This is a genomic window from Phytopseudomonas daroniae (assembly GCF_004327285.1).
In the GTDB taxonomy this organism is placed as follows: Bacteria; Pseudomonadota; Gammaproteobacteria; order Pseudomonadales; family Pseudomonadaceae; genus Aquipseudomonas; species Aquipseudomonas daroniae.
This window is the reverse complement of the sequence record NZ_QJUI01000002.1, coordinates 323,577-342,719: the sequence shown is the minus strand read 5'-3', so window position 1 is coordinate 342,719 and position 19,143 is coordinate 323,577. Positions and strand designations below refer to the sequence as shown.

Genomic DNA, 19,143 nt, shown 5'->3' with positions numbered 1-19,143 from the left:
CCTGTCAGCCGCCCAGGTAGGCGTCACGCACCTTGGGATCGTTGAGCAGGTCATGACCGCTGCCCTGCATGACGATCCGGCCGTTCTCCAGCACGTAGCCGCGGTCGGCCAGCTTGAGCGCCTGGTTGGCGTTCTGCTCGACCAGGAACACGGTCACACCGTCCTTGCGCAGCTGTTCGATGATGTCGAAGATCTGCTGGATGATGATCGGCGCCAGACCCAGAGACGGCTCGTCGAGTAGTAGCAGCTTGGGCTTGCTCATCAGCGCACGGCCGATGGCGAGCATCTGCTGTTCGCCGCCGGACATGGTGCCGGCACGCTGCACCAGGCGTTCCTTCAGGCGCGGGAACAGATGCAGCACCTTGTCCAGTTGCTCCTGATTGTCCGCCTTGCTGCCGAAGAAGCCGCCCATGGCGAGGTTTTCCTCGACGGTCAGGCGAGCGAACACGCGGCGGCCTTCCGGCACCACGGCGATGCTCTTGCGCATGATCAGCGGGGTTTCCATGCCGACCAGCTCTTCACCCTGATAACGGATGCTGCCGCTGGCCGCCTGCGGGTTGCCGCAAAGGGTCATCAGCAGGGTGGATTTGCCGGCGCCGTTGGCGCCGATCAGGGTGACGATCTCGCCCTGGCGCACTTCCACGCTGACGCCATGCAGCGCCTGGATCTTGCCGTAGAAGGTGGAAACGTTGTCGAAGTACAGCATTACGCTTCCCCCAGGTAGGCTTTGATCACGTCCGGATTGTCGCGGATCTGCTCCGGCGAGCCGTCGGCCAGGGGCGTGCCCTGGTTGATCACGAAGATGTGGTCGGAAATGCTCATGACCAGCTTCATGTCGTGCTCGATCAGCAGCACGGTGACGTTGTGCTCGTCACGCAGCATGCTGATCAGGGCTTTCAGGTCATCGGTTTCCCGCGGGTTTAGGCCGGCCGCCGGCTCGTCGAGCATGAGGATGCTCGGCCGGGTCATCATGCAGCGGGCGATCTCCAGTCGGCGTTGCTGACCGTAGGCCAGGGTGCCGGCGGTGCGGTTGGCGAATTCGGTCAGGTTGACCTGTTCCAGCCAATGCGCCGCGTAATCCATGGCCTCGCGTTCGCTGCGGCGAAACGCCGGAGTCTTGAACAGACCGGAGAGGAAGTTGGTGTTGATGTGGCGATGCTGGGCGACCAGCAGGTTCTCCACAGCGGTCATTTCCTTGAACAGGCGAACGTTCTGGAAAGTACGCACCACGCCCTTGCGAGCGATCTTGTGGCCCGGCAGGCCTTCGATCTGCTCACCGTTGAGGCGGATGCTGCCCGAGGTCGGCTTGTAGAAGCCGGTCAGGCAGTTGAACACCGTGGTCTTGCCGGCGCCGTTCGGGCCGATCATCGACACAACCTGTTTTTCATTGACCGTGAGGCTGACCCCGTTGACGGCCAGCAGGCCGCCAAAACGCATGGACAGGCCGCTCACTTCTAAAATCGGGCGGCTCATCGTTGTTTCAACTCCAGGTGGGGGCGCTGCATGGGCATCAGCCCCTGCGGACGCCAGATCATCATCACGATCATGGTCAGACCGAATATCAGCATGCGGTACTCGTTGAAGTCGCGCATTTCCTGCAGCAGGGTCATCACGATGGCAGCGAATATGATGCCCAGCTGCGAACCCATGCCACCCAGCACGACGATGGCGAGGATCATCGCCGACTCGATGAAGGTGAACGACTCCGGCGTCACCAGCCCCTGGCGGGCGGCGAAGAAGCTACCGGCGAAACCGGCGAAGCTGGCACCAATGGTGAAGGCCGAGAGCTTGACCGTGGTCGGGTTCAGGCCCAGGGCACGGCAGGCGATCTCGTCTTCGCGCAAGGCTTCCCAGGCGCGGCCGATCGGCATGCGCATCAGGCGGTTGATCACGAAGATGGCCAGCAGCACCAGCAACAGGGCGATCAGGTAAAGGAAGATCACCTTGTAGGTGGAGTTGTAGGCGATGCCGAGGAAGTCGTGCAGGGTCTGCCCGCCATCCGGGGCGCGGCGATCCAGCGACAGACCGAACAGTTCCGGCTTGGGAATCGAGCTGATGCCGTTCGGGCCACCGGTGATGCTGGTGAGGTTACGCAGCATGATGCGGATGATCTCGCCGAAGCCCAGGGTCACGATGGCCAGATAGTCACCGCGTAGCCTGAGTACCGGGAAACCCAGCAAACAGCCAAAGGTCGCGGCCATCAGGCCGGCGATCGGTAGCGCCGTCCAGAAGCCGAAGCCGGCGTACTCGGCGAGCAGCGCATAGGTGTAAGCACCTACCGCGTAGAAGCCGACGTAACCCAGGTCGAGCAGACCGGCGAGGCCGACCACGATGTTCAGGCCGATACCCAGCATCACGTAGATCAGGATCAGGGTGGCGATGTCCACCGCCGCGCGGGAGCCGAAGAACGGCCAGGCCAATGCCACGACGAACAGCGCCAGCATGAACCAGCGCTGTACGCTGGGCAGGGTCAGGGTGCCCTTCAGGCTCGATGGCATGCTTGGCAGCACACCCTTGAGTTTGTCACCGCCGAGCAGGCGATCACGTAGCACCAGGTGCCAGGCGAACAGCAGCGCCGCGGCGATGCCGATCGTCCACAGGGTCTTGGCGCTGGCGCCATGCACCTGCAGGCTGATGCCGACGACGCTGAGCTTGAGGCCGAGGATCGGGTAGGAGATCAGCAGCAGAAGGATGCTGCTGAACAGAGCGGTCTTGAGGTTCTTGCTCATACCTTTTCAACCTCCGGACGGCCGAGGATACCGGTCGGACGGAACAGCAACACCAGCACCAGCAGGCTGAAAGCGACGACGTCCTTGTACTGGTCACCGAAGATATCGGCACCGAATGCTTCGGCCACGCCCAGTACCAGGCCGCCCAGTACCGCGCCAGGGATGCTGCCGATACCACCGAGTACCGCGGCGGTGAATGCCTTGATGCCGGCGAGGAAGCCCAGGTGCGGGTTGATCACACCGTATTGCATGCCCAGCAGCACGGCAGCGACGGCGGCCAGCGCGGCACCGATGACGAAGGTCAGGGCGATGATGTTGTTGGTGTTGATGCCGAGCAGGTTGGCCATCTTCAGATCCTCGGCGCAGGCGCGGCAGGCGCGGCCCAGGCGAGAGCGGGAGATGAACAGGGTGAGGCCGATCATGGTCAGGAAGGTGACCACGAAGATCAGCACTTGCATGTAGGAAATCACCACGCCATTCATGGCGCTTTCGCCGAACACGAAATTGCCGGGCAGCGGATTGGTGATGGCCTTGTCCTTGGAGTCCTGGGAAAGCATCACGGCGTTCTGCAGGAAAATCGACATGCCGATCGCGGAAATCAGCGGGATCAGCCGGTTACCGCCGCGTAGCGGCCTGTAGGCGACCCGTTCGATGCTGTAACCGAAAGCACTGGTGACGATGATGCTCGCCGCGAAGGCGCAGATCATGATCAGCGGCAGGCTGTCGAGCCCCATCATGGCCAGTAGGGTGATGGCGATGAAGGCGACGTAGGAACCGATCATGTACACCTCGCCGTGGGCGAAGTTGATCATGCCGATGATGCCGTAGACCATCGTGTAGCCGATGGCGATCAGGGCATAGGTACTGCCGACGGTAAGACCGTTGAGCAGTTGTTGCAGGTAGTGGTAAAGATCAGGCATTGCCTAACTCCTGGGTCGTCGCGCACGGCAGCGCTTGTGGCGCAGCGCGAAACCGGAATTCTTTCAATAAACAAAGCCCACTGCGTGTGCAGTGGGCTTTGGGTTCAGGCGGGGGGGACTTACTTGGCTTCGGACTTGCTACCGTCCTGGTGCCATTCGTAAACCACGAAGTTGAAGTCCTTCAGGTCACCCTTCTCGTCGAAGCCGAGGGTGCCGGTCGGGGTGTCGAAGGTATTGGCGCGCAGTGCGGCCGCTACTTCGGCAGTATCGGTGCTACCGGCTTTTTCGATGCCTTCGGCGATGACCTGAACGGCAGCGTAGGCCGGGAACACGAACGGGCCGCTAGAGTCTTCGTTCTTGGCCTTGAACGCGTCAACCAGCGCCTTGTTCTTCGGATCCTGGTCGAAGGATTGCGGCAGGGTCACCAGCATGCCTTCGGAAGCCGGGCCGGCGATGGCCGAGATTTCCTTGTTGCCGACGCCTTCAGGGCCCATGAAGCGAACGTCCAGGCCTTTTTCCTTGGACTGACGCAGCAGCAGGCCCAGCTCTGGGTGGTAGCCGCCGTAGTAGACGAAGTCCACGCCTTGTTGCTTGAGCTTGGCGATCAGCGAGGAGAAGTCCTTGTCGCCGGCGTTGATACCTTCGAACAGGCCGACTTTCACGCCTTTGGATTCCAGGGTCTGCTTGACCGCGCTGGCAATGCCTTCGCCGTACTGCTGCTTGTCATGGATGACGGCGACGTTCTTCGGCTTGATGTTATCCGCGATGAAGTTGCCGGCGGTCGGGCCTTGCAGGCTGTCCAGGCCGATAGTGCGGAAGATCAGCTCGTAGCCACGGGCGGTGATTTCCGGGCTGGTAGCGGCCGCGGTGATCATCAAGATGCCTTCGTCTTCGTAGATGTCCGAAGCTGGCTGGGTGGAGCTGGAGCACAGGTGGCCAACGACGAACTTGACGCCATCGTTGACGATCTTGTTGGCAACGGCCACGGCTTGCTTGGGATCGCATGCGTCGTCATAGACCACGCCCTGGAGTTGAGCACCGTTCACACCACCGGCTTTGTTGATCTGTTCGATGGCCATCTTGGCACCGATGAACTGCATCTCGCCGTACTGGGCAACAGCACCGGTCACCGGGCCAGCCATGGCGATCTTGATGTTGTCGGCGGCGACCGAGTAGCTGGCAGCGCCAGCCAGGGCCATAGCGGCGAACAGCTTGGAAATCTGCTTAGTAGCGTTGTTCATAGTGCTCCACTCGTTGTGTTCATTGTTGTAGTTCTGGTAGCCAAGGCAACAGAACCGGAGTCGACTTTCCGGCCATACTCCCGGCAACTGTACCGATACAGTGTAGAGCGCTGATTTGCGCCTTGGAAAGTCGGCAGTCGAGGGCGAAGGGTAGGAATGTCGCGTAATTGCAAGGAATGTATAGAAAAACGGCGGATTCCTGACTGACGGATGGTTGACACGGTTTGTCTGCTCGCCACCCACCGTTATCATGGCGGCCGTCGAAAAAACGGCCCTTCACGATGGAACCTGCCATGAACGAACAACCAAGCACCCTCTATGCCAAATTGCTCGGCGAAACCGCCCCCATCCGCTGGCAGGAGCTGCAACCGTTTTTCGCCCGGGGCTCGCTGCTCTGGGTCGACAGTGACGAAGATCTGATCGCGGTCGCCGAGGCGGTTGCCGAGAACCATCGAGAAACGGTTGCCGCCTGGCTGGATTCGGGACGGGTCGCGGTATTGAGCGATGCTCACGCCGAGGATCTGCTGGCGCGTGATCCGTCGCTCTGGGCCGTGGTGGTCGCCCCCTGGGTTCTGGTGCAGGAGCGCGCCGAAAAGTAGCGCTGGTTTCGAACACCCGTTTTAGCCGCTCTGGAATGGGCATTTCCAGAGGTTGCAGATAATAGTCGTGGTTCTTTTTGGTGCGTAAATTGCGCTATTTTTGTGCATCGACTGTCTGGCATCATCGCTGAACCCTGGTGTCTATGCTCAGGAGCCTGGAACGTAATCGATGTTCCGGTAACCCCTTCAGCGCAGGAGCCTGCATATGTTCGAGCCCGGCCATTTATTTCGCGGCAACAGCGTGGCGACCGGGGATATCCCCATCTATGCCATCGACCTGCATTACGACGTGCGTCAGGATGCGGCCGAAGGGGCGATGTTGCACATGACCCTCAAGGGCGAAATCGCAGGTGCGGCGTTCGACGAGTCGTTCGAACTGCACCGTGATACCGCGTTCAATTTCGCCAGCGTGGTAAGCCGATTGGCCCACAAGCATGGTCTGCCGACCAGCGTGGTGCTGATCAGTCACGAGCATGAAGAGTTCGATCAGATGTTCGAGGATATCCGTCAGCGCCTGGGGGCCCACAGTGGCGATCCGGTCGACCTCGATCATCTGGAGAAGGATGGTCTGTAAGCACCTGTCACGGTCTGCAGCGTGTCAGCCCTGTGGCATTAAAAACAGCTCTGAAAGCACCAATAGGCTGCGCTGTAGGTTCCAACCTGCCGCAGCGCGGCCCATGGGCAAAGCTATGCGCCACGAGCAATGGCGCAGACACCGCCGTTGGGTGGTGAGTACGTTCAACCACTTCGAGCGTCCGGTTGCTCCATTGGTCGGCGCCAGTCTGAGGTCATGCATGAAGATATCCGCCAACCTGACGATGCTGTTCACCGAGCGGCCATTGCTCGAGCGTATCGTTGCCGCCGCTGCGGCGGGCTTTGACGGTGTGGAAATCCAGTTTCCCTACGAAGTGCCGGCGCTTCGCCTGAAAGACGAATTGGCGCGGGCGGGTATGCCGCTGGTGCTGATGAATTTCCCGGGTGGCGATTTCCTTACCGGCGGGCCTGGGCTGGCGGCGGTTCCCGCGCGCCAGCGTGAATTCGACCAGGCATTGCAGGATGCACTGACCTATGCCGCCATGGTGCGTCCGCAGTTGATCAACGTTCTGCCCGGGCGGCTGCCAGAGGGCGCTGGGCCGGAGCAGGCGCTGGCTGTCTTGAGGGACAACATCCACAAGGCGGCCGAGGCGTTTCAGACACTAGGGATCGGGGTGGTGAGTGAGGCGATCAATCCCATCGACATGCCGGGCTTTCTGGTCAACACACCGGAGCATCTACAGACGCTGCTGGCGCAGGTCGGGCATGATAATTTCCAGGTTCAGCTGGATATCTATCACATGGCGCGGCAGGGGATCGATCCAGTCGCGGCTGTTAAAACGTTGGCCGGGCGCATCGGTCATGTGCAATTCGCCGACTGTCCGGGGCGCGGTGCGCCGGGGAGTGGCGATATCGATTTCGCTGCCTTGTGGCAGGCGTTGAGTGACAGTGGTTATCGGGGCTGGCTAGGTGCCGAGTACCGTCCCGAAGGAGACGATACTCGTACCAGCCTGGGCTGGATGACCGCGTGGCGGGCGCCTGCGGTCAGTTGACCAGGGGTGAGGTGACGCCGACCTCAGGCAGCTTGAACGCCAGGTTGCCCTGATCCGCCTGCGGCGGGGGGCTCTGGTTGTAAGCATGGCGCCACAGCGGGTGCTGCTCGGCCTTTTGCCAAAGCTGCGCGTGCAGGCGGGCAAGCAGTACCGGATCACTGAGCAGTGCCAGCTTGCTCTTGCCGTCGAGCTTTTTCGGGCCCATTTCCAGGGCTTCGCGCAGGGCCCGCTGCCGCGCCTGCTCGATCAACGGTGCTTCACCGTGACGGGCCGTGGCCATGGCGCACGCCAGTGCGTTGGGGAAGGGGCGCAGCACGGCTTCGAGGAAACCATTCTCCATGGCGTGTTCGCGGTTATGCCGGGTATAGGCATAGGTGGACAGCAGTTCCTGAGGCGGGTTGGATTCCTCGGGGATCAGGAACAGGCTGCGCTTCTTGCTGCGCAGACCCAGGCTGAGTCGGCTGGAGAACACCGACACCGGAATCGACAGCATCAGCGATACCACGATCGGTGACAGCCACCACAGGAAGTTCGGATCGAGCCAGGCCACGCCTGCCGTCCAGACCACACCCAGCAATGTCTGCCAGCCATGGCGGCGCACAGCGTCGCCCCAGGTGGTGACGCCGTTGTCACGCTGCGGCGAATTCCAGGTGGCGGACCAACCCAGGAACGCGGCACTTACGAACAGGGTGTGGAACAGCATGCGTACCGGAGCCAGCAGCACGGAGAAGAGCATCTCCAGCAGCATGCTCAGGGTCGCCTTGAAGGCACCGCCATAGGCTTTGGCGTCCTTGATCCAGATGAGGATCACGGCGAGTAGCTTGGGCAGGAACAGCAGGGTCAGGGTGGTAGAAAACAGCGCGATGGCTTTTTCCGGGTTCCACCTCGGCCATACCGGGAACAGCTGACCGGGCACTAGGAAGTACTGCGGTTCCATCAACGTATGAATGGCCAGCAGGGCAGTGGACAGCAGCAGGAACATGAACCACAGCGGTGCCGACAGGTAGGACATCACTCCGGTCAGGAATACGGCGCGGTGTACCGGGTGCATGCCCTTGACCAGAAACAGGCGGAAGTTCATCAGGTTGCCGTGGCACCAGCGACGGTCGCGCTGCAACTCGTCGATCAGGTTGGGCGGCAGCTCTTCATAGCTGCCCGGCAGGTCGTAGGCGATCCATACACCCCAGCCGGCCCGACGCATCAGCGATGCTTCGACGAAATCGTGGGACATGATGGCGCCGGCGAACGAACCTTTGCCTGGCAGCGGAGCCAGGGCGCAGTGCTCGATGAACGGCTGCATGCGGATGATCGCGTTGTGGCCCCAGTAATGGGATTCGCCCAGCTGCCAGTAGTGCAGGCCGGCGGTGAACAGCGGGCCATAGGCGCGGGTGGCGAACTGCTGCAGGCGCGCATACAGGGTGTTCATGCCGGCGGCTTTTGGCGACGTCTGGATGATGCCGGCTTGTGGGTTGGCTTCCATCAGCCGCACCAGCTTGGTCAGGCATTCGCCGCTCATCACGCTGTCGGCGTCGAGCACCACCATGTAGCGGTAATCGCCACCCCAGCGACGGCAGAAGTCGTCGATGTTGCCGCTCTTGCGTTTCACCCGGCGACGACGGCGGCGGTAGAAGATATTGCCGAAACCCTTGGTCTCCTGGCATAGCTCCAGCCACGCGCGCTGTTCGGCCACAGCGATGTCGGCATCGCCGGTATCGCTGAGGACGAAGAAGTCGAACTGATCGAGCTCGCCGGAGGCGGCCACGGATTCGTAGGTGGCGCGCAGGCCTGCGAAGACCCGAGGCACGTCCTCGTTGCAGATCGGCATGATGATCGCGGTGCGAGCCTTGGCGTCGATCGGTTCGTCACCGGCGCTGCTGCCGGAAATACCGTAGCGGTCATAGCCGCGCAGCAACTCCCAGAAGCCCATCAGAGCCGTCCAGAAACCCGCTGACACCCAGCAGAACAGTAGCGAGAACAGCGCCAGAATGCTGCCTTGCACCACATAGGGCAGAACCTGCAGCAGGCTGTCCTGCCAGCCTTGCTCCATGACTTCCTGCAGGTTGATCAGTGTCCAGCCCTGGTAGGGCAGGATGCTGTTCATGTACCAGGTAGCGACTGCGGTTTGCCCCAGCATCAGCAGCAGCAATACATAGCGACGCAGCGAGCCGACCCGGCGCCAGCGTGCTGGCTCCAGTTTGCGTTTGGGTGGTCGTGGGGGATTGGCCTTGCCAAATAAAGCACGCAAACCGCGGGCCAGCAGGTTGGTTCGCCATGGCTCGGGAGTCATCTTGGTGCGTTTGAGAGGCGGAGCGGCCCGCAGGATGGGCCGTCCGGCTGCGTCCATCGACAGCAGGCCGGTGGCTTCCAGTGCTTCTCCGGCGCCCAGCTCGATACGCCGGGCAGCCGACTTGTGAACGGCCTCTTCGGCACTCGCCGCCTGCACGCCACCAAGGCGGCTGTGCAGTTCGGTGAAGTCGCGGCAGTCGGCCAATTCTTCACGTTCGCTGGCACTCAGAGGCAGGCTGTCCAGGTACTCGCTCAGGGCGGACGGCTCGTTGGTTTTCATTGGCCGTTAACCGTATTGGGCGGGAGTTGATAGCTCCAGGTTTCGCTGAGGGTCTTGTCCCCCTCGACCAGAGCCGCGCGCATTTCCACCGCTTGCTTGGGATCCTTGACCTGGAAGCGTAGCGTCAGGCGCCAGCCCTTGGTCGCCGGGTTGTACTGCAGGCTGTTGTCCAGCAGCTCGGCGTTGTCATTGACGCTGAAGTTGGACGTCACCGCTGCATCGGGCTTGAGCTTGGCCAGTGCCGGGCCTTCGAAGTCCACCAGCAGGGCGGTGCTGCCATCGAGCTTGCGGGTCAGGTTGGATTGTCTGACTTCGCCGGCACTGCGCATGGTCTGCTTGACCCAGGCAGTGTCCTTGCCGAGTTGGGCACGTTCGTCCTTGGTCCAGTGCATACGGTAATCGAACTCCATCGGTTCACCCGGCTTGGGCTGCTCGTCAGGTGTCCAGAAGGCGACGATGTTGTCGTTGGTCTCATCCGGGGTAGGGATTTCCACCAGCTCGACCTTGCCCTTGCCCCATTCGCCCCTGGGTTCGATCCAGGCACTTGGGCGTTGCTCGTAATGGTCTTCCAGATCTTCGAACTGAGCGAAGTTGCGACCACGCTGGAGCAGGCCGAAACCTTTCGGGTTCTCCACTTCGAAGGTGCTCACCGCGAGGTTCTGCGGGTTGTTCAGCGGGCGCCAGATGTGCTCGTCGCTACCGGTATGGATCGCCAGGCCGTTGGAATCGTGCAGGGCAGGGCGGTAGTTGGGTTTGCTCGAACGTTGGCTGGAGCCGTACAGGAACATGCTGGTGAGCGGGGCGATGCCCAGTTTGTTGACGTTGTCACGCAGGAACACTCGCGACTGTACGTCGACCACCGCGTCCTTGCCGGGACGCAGGATGAAACGATAGGCGCCGGTGGCGCGCGGCGAGTCGAGCAGTGCGAAGATCACCAAATGCTTGTCTTCGGGCTTGGGACGCTCGATCCAGAACTCGCGAAAATAGGGGAATTCCTCGCCGCTGGGCAGCGCGGTGTCGATGGCCAGGCCGCGAGCCGACAGGCCGTAGACCTGATCCTTGCCGATTACCCGGAAATAGCTGGCGCCGAGCAGGCTCATGATCTCGTCGGACTGATCCTTGGCGTTGATCGGGTACATCACGCGAAAGCCCGCGTAGCCCATATCCTTGGTGGCTTCCTGATCGAACTTCAGGTCGCCGAAATCGAAACGCGCAGGGTCGTACTTGATTTCCTTGACGCTGGTGGAGGTCACTTCGTTGATCTTCACCGGGCTGTCGAAGTGCATGCCCTGGTGATAGAAGCTCAGCTTGAATGGGGTCTTGCTGTCGGCCCATTCGTACTTGTCTTCGAGAGATTTGATCTTCTGGTAATCGGCGAATTGCAGGTTGCGCAGTTCGGCAGGCAGGTTGGCTGCTGGAGCGACATAAGGCTTGTCCAGCAATTCCTTGGCCTCCGAGGCCACATCATCGAGCGAGAAGGCCAGCACATGGGCACTGAACAGCGAAGTGGTGCAGGCCAGGCACAGTGCGGCTGGAAGCATGCTGTGGCGGACAGATGCCTTGACGGTTTTGAGGATCACGGATCCCTCCAGAAAACAGTAAGAAACAGCGGCACGGTCGGCCGAACATCTCATTCCGACCGTTATCGTTGCAGATGATTCCTGTGATTTTCCCCCGTTTCGCTCAGCCTGTGCTAGGCCTCACAGGCAGCCATTTGAGCAGCTGTTTGCGCGTTGGCACCACGGCGTTCTCCTGGGCCCAGACGCAGAGGATCACGGTGAGCAGCAGGAACAGCGGGTAGAAGGCGATCGACAAGGTCTGTTCGCCGGCCTGGATCGCGCACTGCGTCCAGTTGGCCAGGCACTCGCTGGAGATCACGCCGAGCATCTTCTCCGAACGCGAGAACAGCGTGAAGGCGGGTACATGCAGTACGAACAATGGTAGCGAGGCCGCTCCCAGGCGCCGTGACCAGCGTCGTACCGGTTCGCTCGTCGGCGAAGGGGCGAGCGCGCACAGGTAGATCAGCATCATTTGCGACGGCAGCAGCAGGCCGTTGTGCAGCAGGTAGTACCAGTATTGTTCGCCCTCGACCAACCAGGCGGCGCCAAGGAAGCAGGTCAGCACGGTAAGTATCATCAGCCCGATACCGGCGGCGCCCGGTGTGCGGCCGGCGTCCTGCATGTCGCGGAACAGGCCGTAGGCGAGGATGCCGGCAAGAAATTCAGGCAGGCGTATCAGTGGGTTGCGATGCAGCATGCCGGTGAAGGGCATGCCGTAATCGCCATTGAGGATCACCAGGGCCGGCGGAATCATGTAAATCAGTGTGAGTACGCCGAGCCACAGCACCTTGTGCTTGAGGCGAGCCAGGCGTGGAGCGACGAAAGGAAACGTCAGATAGAAGAAGAACAGCGTGGAAATCGACCATAGCGGCGGATTGAAGGTCAGGTAGAGCGGGTTCCAGGCCTGCAGCATGAACAACTGCAGCACGGTATTGAGCGCCAGTTCGCCGTTGCCCATGAAGTGTTCGAGGGTGGTGCGCGAGATCCCGGTCATGTCTTCGTTGGTGTCGTACACCACGAAACGGATGGTGGCTTTGGTCTCGTCCGGCGGGATGCCCAGGTTGCTGATGATGAAGATGACCGTGATGGTCAGCAGCAGCGAAAAGATGTGCAGCGGGTAGAGGTTGGCGAAACGCCGGCTCCAGAAACTCACCGCCGGCTCGCGCAGTTCGCCGCGCTTGCAGTAGACGTGAGCGAGCAGGAAACCGGACAGCACGAAGAAGGTGCTGGTGGCGAAGAAGCCGACGCCGCTGAGCTGCTTGATGATCGGCAGCTTCTGTTCCGCGTAGTTGTGCAGGGTATGGAAGACCACGATGTACAGGCCGAGTATGAAACGCAGCCATTCGAGCCCGATGAAATGTTCCTTGTCGGTTCGGGTCATCCCCGTTCTCCTTATATCGACATCTTCCGGGCACGGATCAGCCTGCGCAGACAGCTTCGCTGCGCAGCCTTGCGGCATGCCGGGTTTGCGTCTGACAGCGGCAATCGCATTTCGATCTATCTGATTTTCCGGGGGCAGTAGGCAAAGAGGGGCTGGTGGAGTCGCCAGACCCGGATTACGCCGCTACGCGGCTAATCCAGGCTACCGGCCAAACCATACCATCGGTACCATACCCATTCGTAGCCTGGATTAGCCGCAGGCGTAATCCGGGTTTCGAAGTGGTTGCAGTGGTCAGTCGAACAACACCTTGGCGACATCGCTGTAGCGTTTGGCGAAATGCACGGTAATGCCTTCCTTGAGGTAGTCCGGCAGTTCCTGGTAGGAGCCGCGGTTGGCTTCGGGCAGGATCAGTTCGTAAATCTTCTGCCGGCGTGCGGCGATGACTTTCTCGCGCACGCCGCCGATGGCCAGCACCTGGCCGGTGAGGGTCAGCTCGCCGGTCATGGCAACACCCTTTTTCGGCGCCTGGTTGCGAGCCAGGGAGAGCAGGGCACTGGCGATGGTGACACCCGCGCTGGGGCCGTCCTTGGGCGTGGCGCCTTCGGGCACGTGCATGTGGATGGCGGACTGATCGAAGAAGGTCGGATCGCCCTTGTAGGTTTTCAGGTTCGAGCTGATGTAGCTGTAGGCGATCTCCGCCGACTCCTTCATCACTTCGCCGAGCTGGCCGGTGAGTTTGAAGCCGCGGTTGAGGGTGTGAATTCGCGTCGCCTCGATCGGCAGCGTGGCACCGCCCATGCTGGTCCAGGCCAGGCCGGTGATCACACCGACCCCCGACAGCACCTGCTCGCTGCGGAACACCGGCATGCCCAGGTACTGCTCCAGATCCTTGGCGGCAATCTTGACCTTGCTCTGCGGATCCTCGAGCAGCTTCACTACGGCCTTGCGTACCAGCTTGCCGAGCTGTTTCTCCAGCTGCCGCACGCCAGCTTCACGGGCGTAGCCTTCGATCAATGCGCGCAGGGCGCTGTCGCTGATCGACAACTGCTTGCCTGACACGCCGGCCTTGTTGAGTTGCTTGGGCCACAGATGGCGTTTGGCGATGGCCAGTTTTTCTTCGGTGATATAGCCGGACAGGCGAATCACTTCCATGCGATCGAGCAGCGGGCCGGGGATCGAATCCAGGGTGTTGGCGGTGCACACGAACAGCACCTTGGACAGGTCCAGGCGCAGATCCAGGTAATGGTCGAGGAATTCGACGTTCTGCTCCGGGTCGAGGGTTTCCAGCAGTGCCGAGGCCGGGTCGCCCTGGAAGCTGCTGCCCATCTTGTCGATCTCGTCGAGCATGATCACCGGGTTCATCACCTCGACATCCTTGAGCGCCTGCACCAGTTTGCCCGGCAGCGCACCTATATAGGTGCGGCGGTGGCCCTTGATCTCGGCTTCGTCGCGCATGCCACCGACGGAGAAGCGATAGAAGGGGCGGCCCAGGGATTCGGCGATGGATTTGCCGATACTGGTCTTGCCGACGCCGGGTGGGCCGACCAGCAGGACGATGGAGCCGGCGATCTCGCCCTTGAATGCGCCGACGGCGAGGAATTCGGTGATGCGCTCCTTGATGTCGTCCATTCCGGCATGGTGGTCGTCGAGCACCTTGCGGGCATGCTTGAGGTCGAGCTTGTCCTTGCCGAACACGCCCCAGGGCACGCTGGTGGCCCAGTCCAGGTAATTGCGCGTTACCGCGTATTCGGGAGAGCCGGTTTCCAGCACGGAGAGCTTGTTCATCTCCTCGTCGATGCGCTTGCGCGCCTGGTCGGGCAAGGTCTTGCCTTCCAGGCGCTGGCTGAACTGTTCCGAGTCGGCGCTGCGGTCATCCTTGGTGATGCCCAGTTCCTGCTGGATGATCTTCAGCTGTTCCTTGAGGAAGAACTCGCGCTGGTGTTCGCCCACGGAGCGGTTCACTTCGGCGGACAACTCATGTTGCAGGCGTGCCACTTCCACTTCCTTGCGGAGCATGGGCAGCACTTTTTCCATGCGCTTGAGGATCGGCACGGTGTCGAGCACTTCCTGCAGCAGCGTGGATTGAGCCGTGGTCAGGGCTGCGGCGAAGTCGGTGAGTGGCGACGGATCGTTGGGGCTGAAGCGATTGAGGTAATTCTTCAGTTCTTCGTTGTACAGCGGGTTGAGTGGCAGCAACTCCTTGATCACGTTGATCAGCGCCATGCCGTAGGCCTTGACCTCATCACGCGAATCATTGGCATTGCGCGGGTAGTCGACCTCGGCCAGGTAGGGCGGGCGATGGTGCTTGAGCCAGCCGCGGATGCGCACGCGGGTCAGGCCCTGGGCGACGAACTGCAGTTTGCCGTCGTCTCCACTGATGTGATGCACACGCACCACGGTGCCGTGCTCCGGCAGGCTGGAGGTGTCGAAATGGCGCGGGTCGGTGACTGGCTGATCGACATAGAACAGGGCCAGGGTACGGTGCTCGGTCTTGCTGACCAGTTCCAGGGTTTCCGCCCAGTGCTCCTCATTGACGATCACTGGCAGCACCTGCGCCGGGAAGAACGGCCGATTGTGGATCGGAATCACATAGAGTTTGTCCGGCAGGCTCTGGCCGGGCAGCATCAGGCTGTGGCCGGTCTGCTCCGAAGCGATCTCGATATCTTGCGTCTCGTTCATGCGGCACCTGTCTTTTCACGTTGAGTGTTAGATGGGGCGCCGCTGGTTTTTTTCAATATTTATTCGCTTGCCTGCCCGTGATCTGCACGCTTGTGGGGCTTGCGCAATGCTTGCAGGGTGTTTCGCGCAATGGCCGACATTCCACCCGTCGTGGCCCATACAGTTTTTTCATGCAACGCGGTAGAGTGCGCGCTTCATCCATCGAGTTGCGAATCATGCTCAATGCCCGCCTCATGCGCCTGGACGATCAGGCCCACGAACACACCCACGACCACCATCAACTGGTGATGTCGGTGTCGGGGCGTGCCGAGTTCGAGGTGGTCGGGCGTGGTGGCGAAGTGTGCCGAATGCGCGCCTGCCTGGTGCCGGGGGATGCCGACCACCAGTTCGCGGGCATTGGCGACAACCGCATGCTGATCGTCGATCTCAACGAGCAGGACATGTCCGCCGAGGATTTGCAACTGCTCGGCCACCTGTTCGATACGCCGCGCTACCCGCAGCTGGATGCCGATTTCCAGCACCTGCTCTGCTATGCCGGTGCCGAGCTGGAACGTTATGGCAGTGACCCCTTGCTGGCCCGTTCGCTTGGCGGCGTGCTGTTGCGTGCCCTGCATCTGCGCCTGTTCGGCGAATCGGCAGGGCGCAGCCATGGATCGATGGATGTGCAGCGTCTGGATGGCTACATCGCCGACAATTTGGCGCGGCGTATCAGCGTGGCTGAACTGGCCCATGTCGCCTGTCTGAGTCCCAGCCACTTCCATGCTCAGTTCAAGGACAGCGTTGGCCTCACGCCGCATCAGTACCTGCTCAAGGCACGCCTCGACCGTGCCACGCGATTGCTGCGTGAAAGTAGCCTGCCGCTGATCCGTATCGCCGAGGAGTGCGGCTTCTCCAGCCAGAGCGCCTTGACTACCGCAATGCGCCGTTACCTCGGGCTCACGCCGAAGCGGCTGCGCGGTAGCGAATAAGGGCACGCCCAGCGCGACGCTGGTGTTCGGCAAGCCTGGACTGGCGCTGCTGGGGTGCAGTTTCCACGACTGGATGGCCGGTTACGTATACATCACCGATGCCTCGTGATTCGCTGTCAGTGATGCTGCTCAACGTGACGCGCAGCCCGCGCATCGTGCGCTTCTTCACCAGGGGCGGCATCGCTGGACTGCGCAAAAGCTGATCTTTCCCTCCATGCCCTCGTCACCTCTCTTCGTTATGCCGACCGCTCTATTTCAAGGCTTGGCCCTGCAAACTGGATGGCTTTTCAGTCTGAACTTTCATCTACACTGAAACATCCATTTACATCTGGCGTCCTCCCTTAGGAGGACGTCTGCCTTTGCACAGGTTTTTTCCAAGGAGTTTTTGTCATGACGGAGATTCACCAACGGCGCGCCGGGCGCGACCCACTGCTGTTGCTATTCGGGGGCCTGATCGGGCTGGTGGGGGTACTGCTGGCCGCTGGCGGCGGCTGGCTCGCCGTACTGGGTGGTTCCTGGTATTACCTGATTGCCGGTGTTGGTCTGCTGATAGCCGGCGTGTTGCTGGCGCGACGTAGGCGCTCCGGTGCCGGGTGGTTCGCCGCTGTGTTCGTCGGCACCCTGATATGGGCGGCCTGGGAGTCCGGGCTCAACTATTGGCGCTGGATTCCGCGTCTGGACGTGGTGCTGATCCTGGCGATCATCGTCGCCCTGTTGCTGCCACGTCTGGGCGGATTTTCCCGAGGCGCCTCCCGCGGGCTGGCGGGGGTACTGTTCCTTGGCCTTGCGGCGGCCGGTGTCCTGGCGTTCGTGCCCTATGGTTATGTCAACCTGGCCGAGGTGCCTGAGGCGCAGGGCCAGTCGCTGGAAACCGACGTGGGCTCGGCGCAGCATTCGGATGCCCCACAGGATGGTGACTGGGCGGCCTACGGCCGTAACGCAGCCGCGACCCGCTATTCGCCTCTGGATCAGATCAACGCCGACAACGTCGGCAAGCTCGAACGTGCCTGGCAATACCGCACCGGCGATCTGCTCGATCACCGCTGGGGCGCGGAAACCACGCCGCTGAAGATCGGCAACTCGGTGTACCTGTGCACCTCGCGCAACATCCTGATCGGCCTGGATGCGAGCAGCGGCAAGGAGCTGTGGCGTTTCGACCCGAAAGTGCCGGATGAAGCGATTCCCTACACCGCAGCCTGCCGTGGCGTGTCCTACTACGAAGTACCGCAGCAGAGCGACACTCAGGCCAGCGCTGACACGCAGCCGACAGCCTGCCAGGCTCGCGTCATCTCCGGCACCCTGGACGGGCGCATCATCGCCGTGGACGCCAAGACCGGCGAGCCTTGTGCGGACTTCGGCGACAACGGCCAGGTGGACATCAAGACCGGCATGGGCGTCACGCCCGAGGGTTATGTGTCGATCAACTCGCCACCCGTGATCGTGCGCAACGTCATCGTAACCGGCCACCAGGTGCTGGATGGCCAGCGCGTCGATCCGCCGTCCGGTGTGATCAAGGGCTTCGACGCCGTCACTGGCGAGCTGAAGTGGGCCTGGGATGCTGCGCGTCCCGATCAGAGCGCGCCACTGCCGGAGGGCGAAACCTACACCCGTGGTTCGCCGAACATGTGGACCATCGCCTCGGGCGACGACAAGCTGGGAATGGTTTACCTGCCGATGGCCAACGCCGCGGCGGACTACTGGAGCAGCTCGCGTACGCCGGAAGTCAACGAGTGGAGCGTGGCTCTGGTTGCGCTGAACGTGGAAACCGGCCTGCCTGCCTGGAAGTTCCAGACCACCCACAAGGATGTCTGGGATTACGACCTGGGTTCGCAGCCGAGCCTGGTGGATTTCCCCACCGACAAAGGCCTGGTACCGGCGGTGGTATTACCGAGCAAGCAGGGCGATATCTATGTGTTCGACCGCCGTACCGGTGAACCGCTGTTCGATATCGAAGAGCGTGCAGTGCCTCAGGGCGGCGCCGAGCCGGAGCAGCGTTCGCCGACTCAGCCGTTCTCGACTTACCACACCCTGCGCAAGCCGGATCTGACCGACCGTGACATGTGGGGCATGACGCCCTTCGACCAACTGGCCTGCCGCATCCAGTTCCAGCAAGCCAGCTACGAAGGAATCTACACACCGCCGACCCCCGATCGCCCGAGCATCGAATACCCGAGCTACAACGGCGGCTCCGACTGGGGCAGTGTGGCTATCGATACCCAGCGTGGAGTGATCATCGCCAACTACAACGACATGCCCAACCACGTGCAACTGGTACCCCGCGCAGATGCCGACCGCATGGGCTGGAAACCCCGTGAAGAGCTGGTCGCTGACCGCGGCGGCGCCGAGGGCGCGGGTGATCCGCAGGCTGGTACGCCTTACGCGATCAACGTCAATGCCGGCTGGCGCCTGAAATACACCGGGTTGCTGTGCAAGCAACCGCCTTACGGTGGCATCCGTGCCATCGACCTGAAGAGCGGTGAGACCCTCTGGGATCGTCCGCTGGGCACGGCGCGTGGCAATGGCCCCTGGAATATCCGCTCCGGATTGCCTATCGACATCGGTACGCCGAACAACGGCGGCTCGGTGGTCACCGCCGGTGGCCTGATCTTCATTGCCGCGGCTACCGATGACCTGATTCGTGCCATCGATATCAAGACCGGTAAAACCGTCTGGGAAGACGTGTTGCCAGCCGGTGGCCAGGCCAACCCGCTGGTCTATGAAGCCAATGGCCGTCAGTACCTGATGATCGTCGCGGCGGGGCACCATTTCATGGAAACCCCGACCGGTGACTACGTCATCACCTACGCACTGCCGCAATAACGGCTAGCGCAGTGCAAAGGGCCGTCGGGGCAACCCGCCGGCCCTTTTTCATGCCTGCGCCATGACGGCTCGCCCTGAAAACGCTAGAGTCTGCG

Annotated in this window: 14 protein-coding genes and 1 pseudogene; 6 read left to right on the top strand and 9 right to left on the bottom strand. The window is 61.6% G+C overall.

Translation table 11 applies throughout. The features are described 5' to 3' along the window. Positions 1-4: 4 nt before the first annotated feature. From DNK06_RS03440 to DNK06_RS03420, 5 genes are all read right to left on the bottom strand, one after another. Complete coding sequence (locus DNK06_RS03440) at positions 5-706, bottom strand: ABC transporter ATP-binding protein (RefSeq protein WP_131178631.1); 702 nt, start codon at positions 704-706, stop codon at positions 5-7. Then, positions 706-1,473, bottom strand: coding sequence for a high-affinity branched-chain amino acid ABC transporter ATP-binding protein LivG (livG, locus tag DNK06_RS03435; protein ID WP_131178630.1), 768 nt, complete (start codon positions 1,471-1,473; stop codon positions 706-708). Before livG ends, DNK06_RS03440 begins: the two co-directional genes overlap by 1 nt. Beyond that, positions 1,470-2,729 carry a high-affinity branched-chain amino acid ABC transporter permease LivM gene (locus DNK06_RS03430; protein ID WP_131178629.1) on the bottom strand — a complete coding sequence of 420 codons (1,260 nt, stop codon included), beginning with the start codon at positions 2,727-2,729 and terminating at the stop codon, positions 1,470-1,472. Before DNK06_RS03430 ends, livG begins: the two co-directional genes overlap by 4 nt. Beyond that, positions 2,726-3,649, bottom strand: a complete 924-nt coding sequence (livH, locus tag DNK06_RS03425; protein WP_070883222.1) for a high-affinity branched-chain amino acid ABC transporter permease LivH — start codon at positions 3,647-3,649, stop codon at positions 2,726-2,728. Before livH ends, DNK06_RS03430 begins: the two co-directional genes overlap by 4 nt. A 119-nt stretch (positions 3,650-3,768) precedes the next feature. Continuing rightward, complete coding sequence (locus tag DNK06_RS03420) at positions 3,769-4,890, bottom strand: branched-chain amino acid ABC transporter substrate-binding protein (protein ID WP_131178628.1); 1,122 nt, start codon at positions 4,888-4,890, stop codon at positions 3,769-3,771. 293 nt (positions 4,891-5,183) lie between these two features. Between DNK06_RS03420 and DNK06_RS03415 the strand changes: the two genes are divergently transcribed. The 3 genes from DNK06_RS03415 (at position 5,184) to DNK06_RS03405 (ending at position 7,075) form a co-directional block, all read left to right on the top strand. Beyond that, on the top strand, positions 5,184-5,489 hold the full coding sequence (locus tag DNK06_RS03415) for a DUF2288 domain-containing protein (RefSeq protein WP_131178627.1): 306 nt from the start codon (positions 5,184-5,186) through the stop codon (positions 5,487-5,489). A gap of 205 nt (positions 5,490-5,694) precedes the next feature. Continuing rightward, on the top strand, positions 5,695-6,063 hold the full coding sequence (locus DNK06_RS03410) for a DUF5064 family protein (protein WP_131178626.1): 369 nt from the start codon (positions 5,695-5,697) through the stop codon (positions 6,061-6,063). Positions 6,064-6,283: 220 nt separating this feature from the next. Next, a complete protein-coding gene (locus tag DNK06_RS03405; protein WP_131178625.1) occupies positions 6,284-7,075 on the top strand; it encodes a hydroxypyruvate isomerase family protein in 792 nt (263 codons plus the stop codon). Here DNK06_RS03405 and mdoH read toward each other — a convergent pair. The 4 genes from mdoH to lon all read right to left on the bottom strand — a co-directional run bounded on the left by mdoH (position 7,068) and on the right by lon (position 15,260). Beyond that, positions 7,068-9,641, bottom strand: a complete 2,574-nt coding sequence (gene mdoH, locus DNK06_RS03400; protein WP_131178624.1) for a glucans biosynthesis glucosyltransferase MdoH — start codon at positions 9,639-9,641, stop codon at positions 7,068-7,070. The genes DNK06_RS03405 and mdoH overlap by 8 nt on opposite strands. Continuing rightward, on the bottom strand, positions 9,638-11,182 hold the full coding sequence (locus DNK06_RS03395; protein WP_131178664.1) for a glucan biosynthesis protein G: 1,545 nt from the start codon (positions 11,180-11,182) through the stop codon (positions 9,638-9,640). Before DNK06_RS03395 ends, mdoH begins: the two co-directional genes overlap by 4 nt. A 142-nt stretch (positions 11,183-11,324) precedes the next feature. Beyond that, positions 11,325-12,581 (bottom strand): acyltransferase family protein, encoded by a 1,257-nt coding sequence (locus DNK06_RS03390; protein ID WP_131178623.1) that lies wholly within the window; start codon positions 12,579-12,581, stop codon positions 11,325-11,327. 291 nt (positions 12,582-12,872) lie between these two features. Beyond that, positions 12,873-15,260 (bottom strand): endopeptidase La, encoded by a 2,388-nt coding sequence (lon, locus tag DNK06_RS03385; RefSeq protein WP_131178622.1) that lies wholly within the window; start codon positions 15,258-15,260, stop codon positions 12,873-12,875. Between the two features lie 215 nt (positions 15,261-15,475). On the opposite strand from lon, the gene DNK06_RS03380 reads away from it, so the two are divergent. From DNK06_RS03380 to DNK06_RS03375, 3 genes and pseudogenes are all read left to right on the top strand, one after another. Next, positions 15,476-16,228, top strand: coding sequence for an AraC family transcriptional regulator (locus DNK06_RS03380; protein ID WP_131178663.1), 753 nt, complete (start codon positions 15,476-15,478; stop codon positions 16,226-16,228). Continuing rightward, positions 16,227-16,328 (top strand): annotated as a pseudogene (locus DNK06_RS25490) (cupredoxin domain-containing protein); the annotation flags it as partial. The gene DNK06_RS03380 and the pseudogene DNK06_RS25490, both read left to right, overlap by 2 nt. 290 nt (positions 16,329-16,618) lie before the next feature. Continuing rightward, positions 16,619-19,048, top strand: a complete 2,430-nt coding sequence (locus tag DNK06_RS03375; protein WP_131178621.1) for a membrane-bound PQQ-dependent dehydrogenase, glucose/quinate/shikimate family — start codon at positions 16,619-16,621, stop codon at positions 19,046-19,048. Positions 19,049-19,143: the final 95 nt, after the last annotated feature.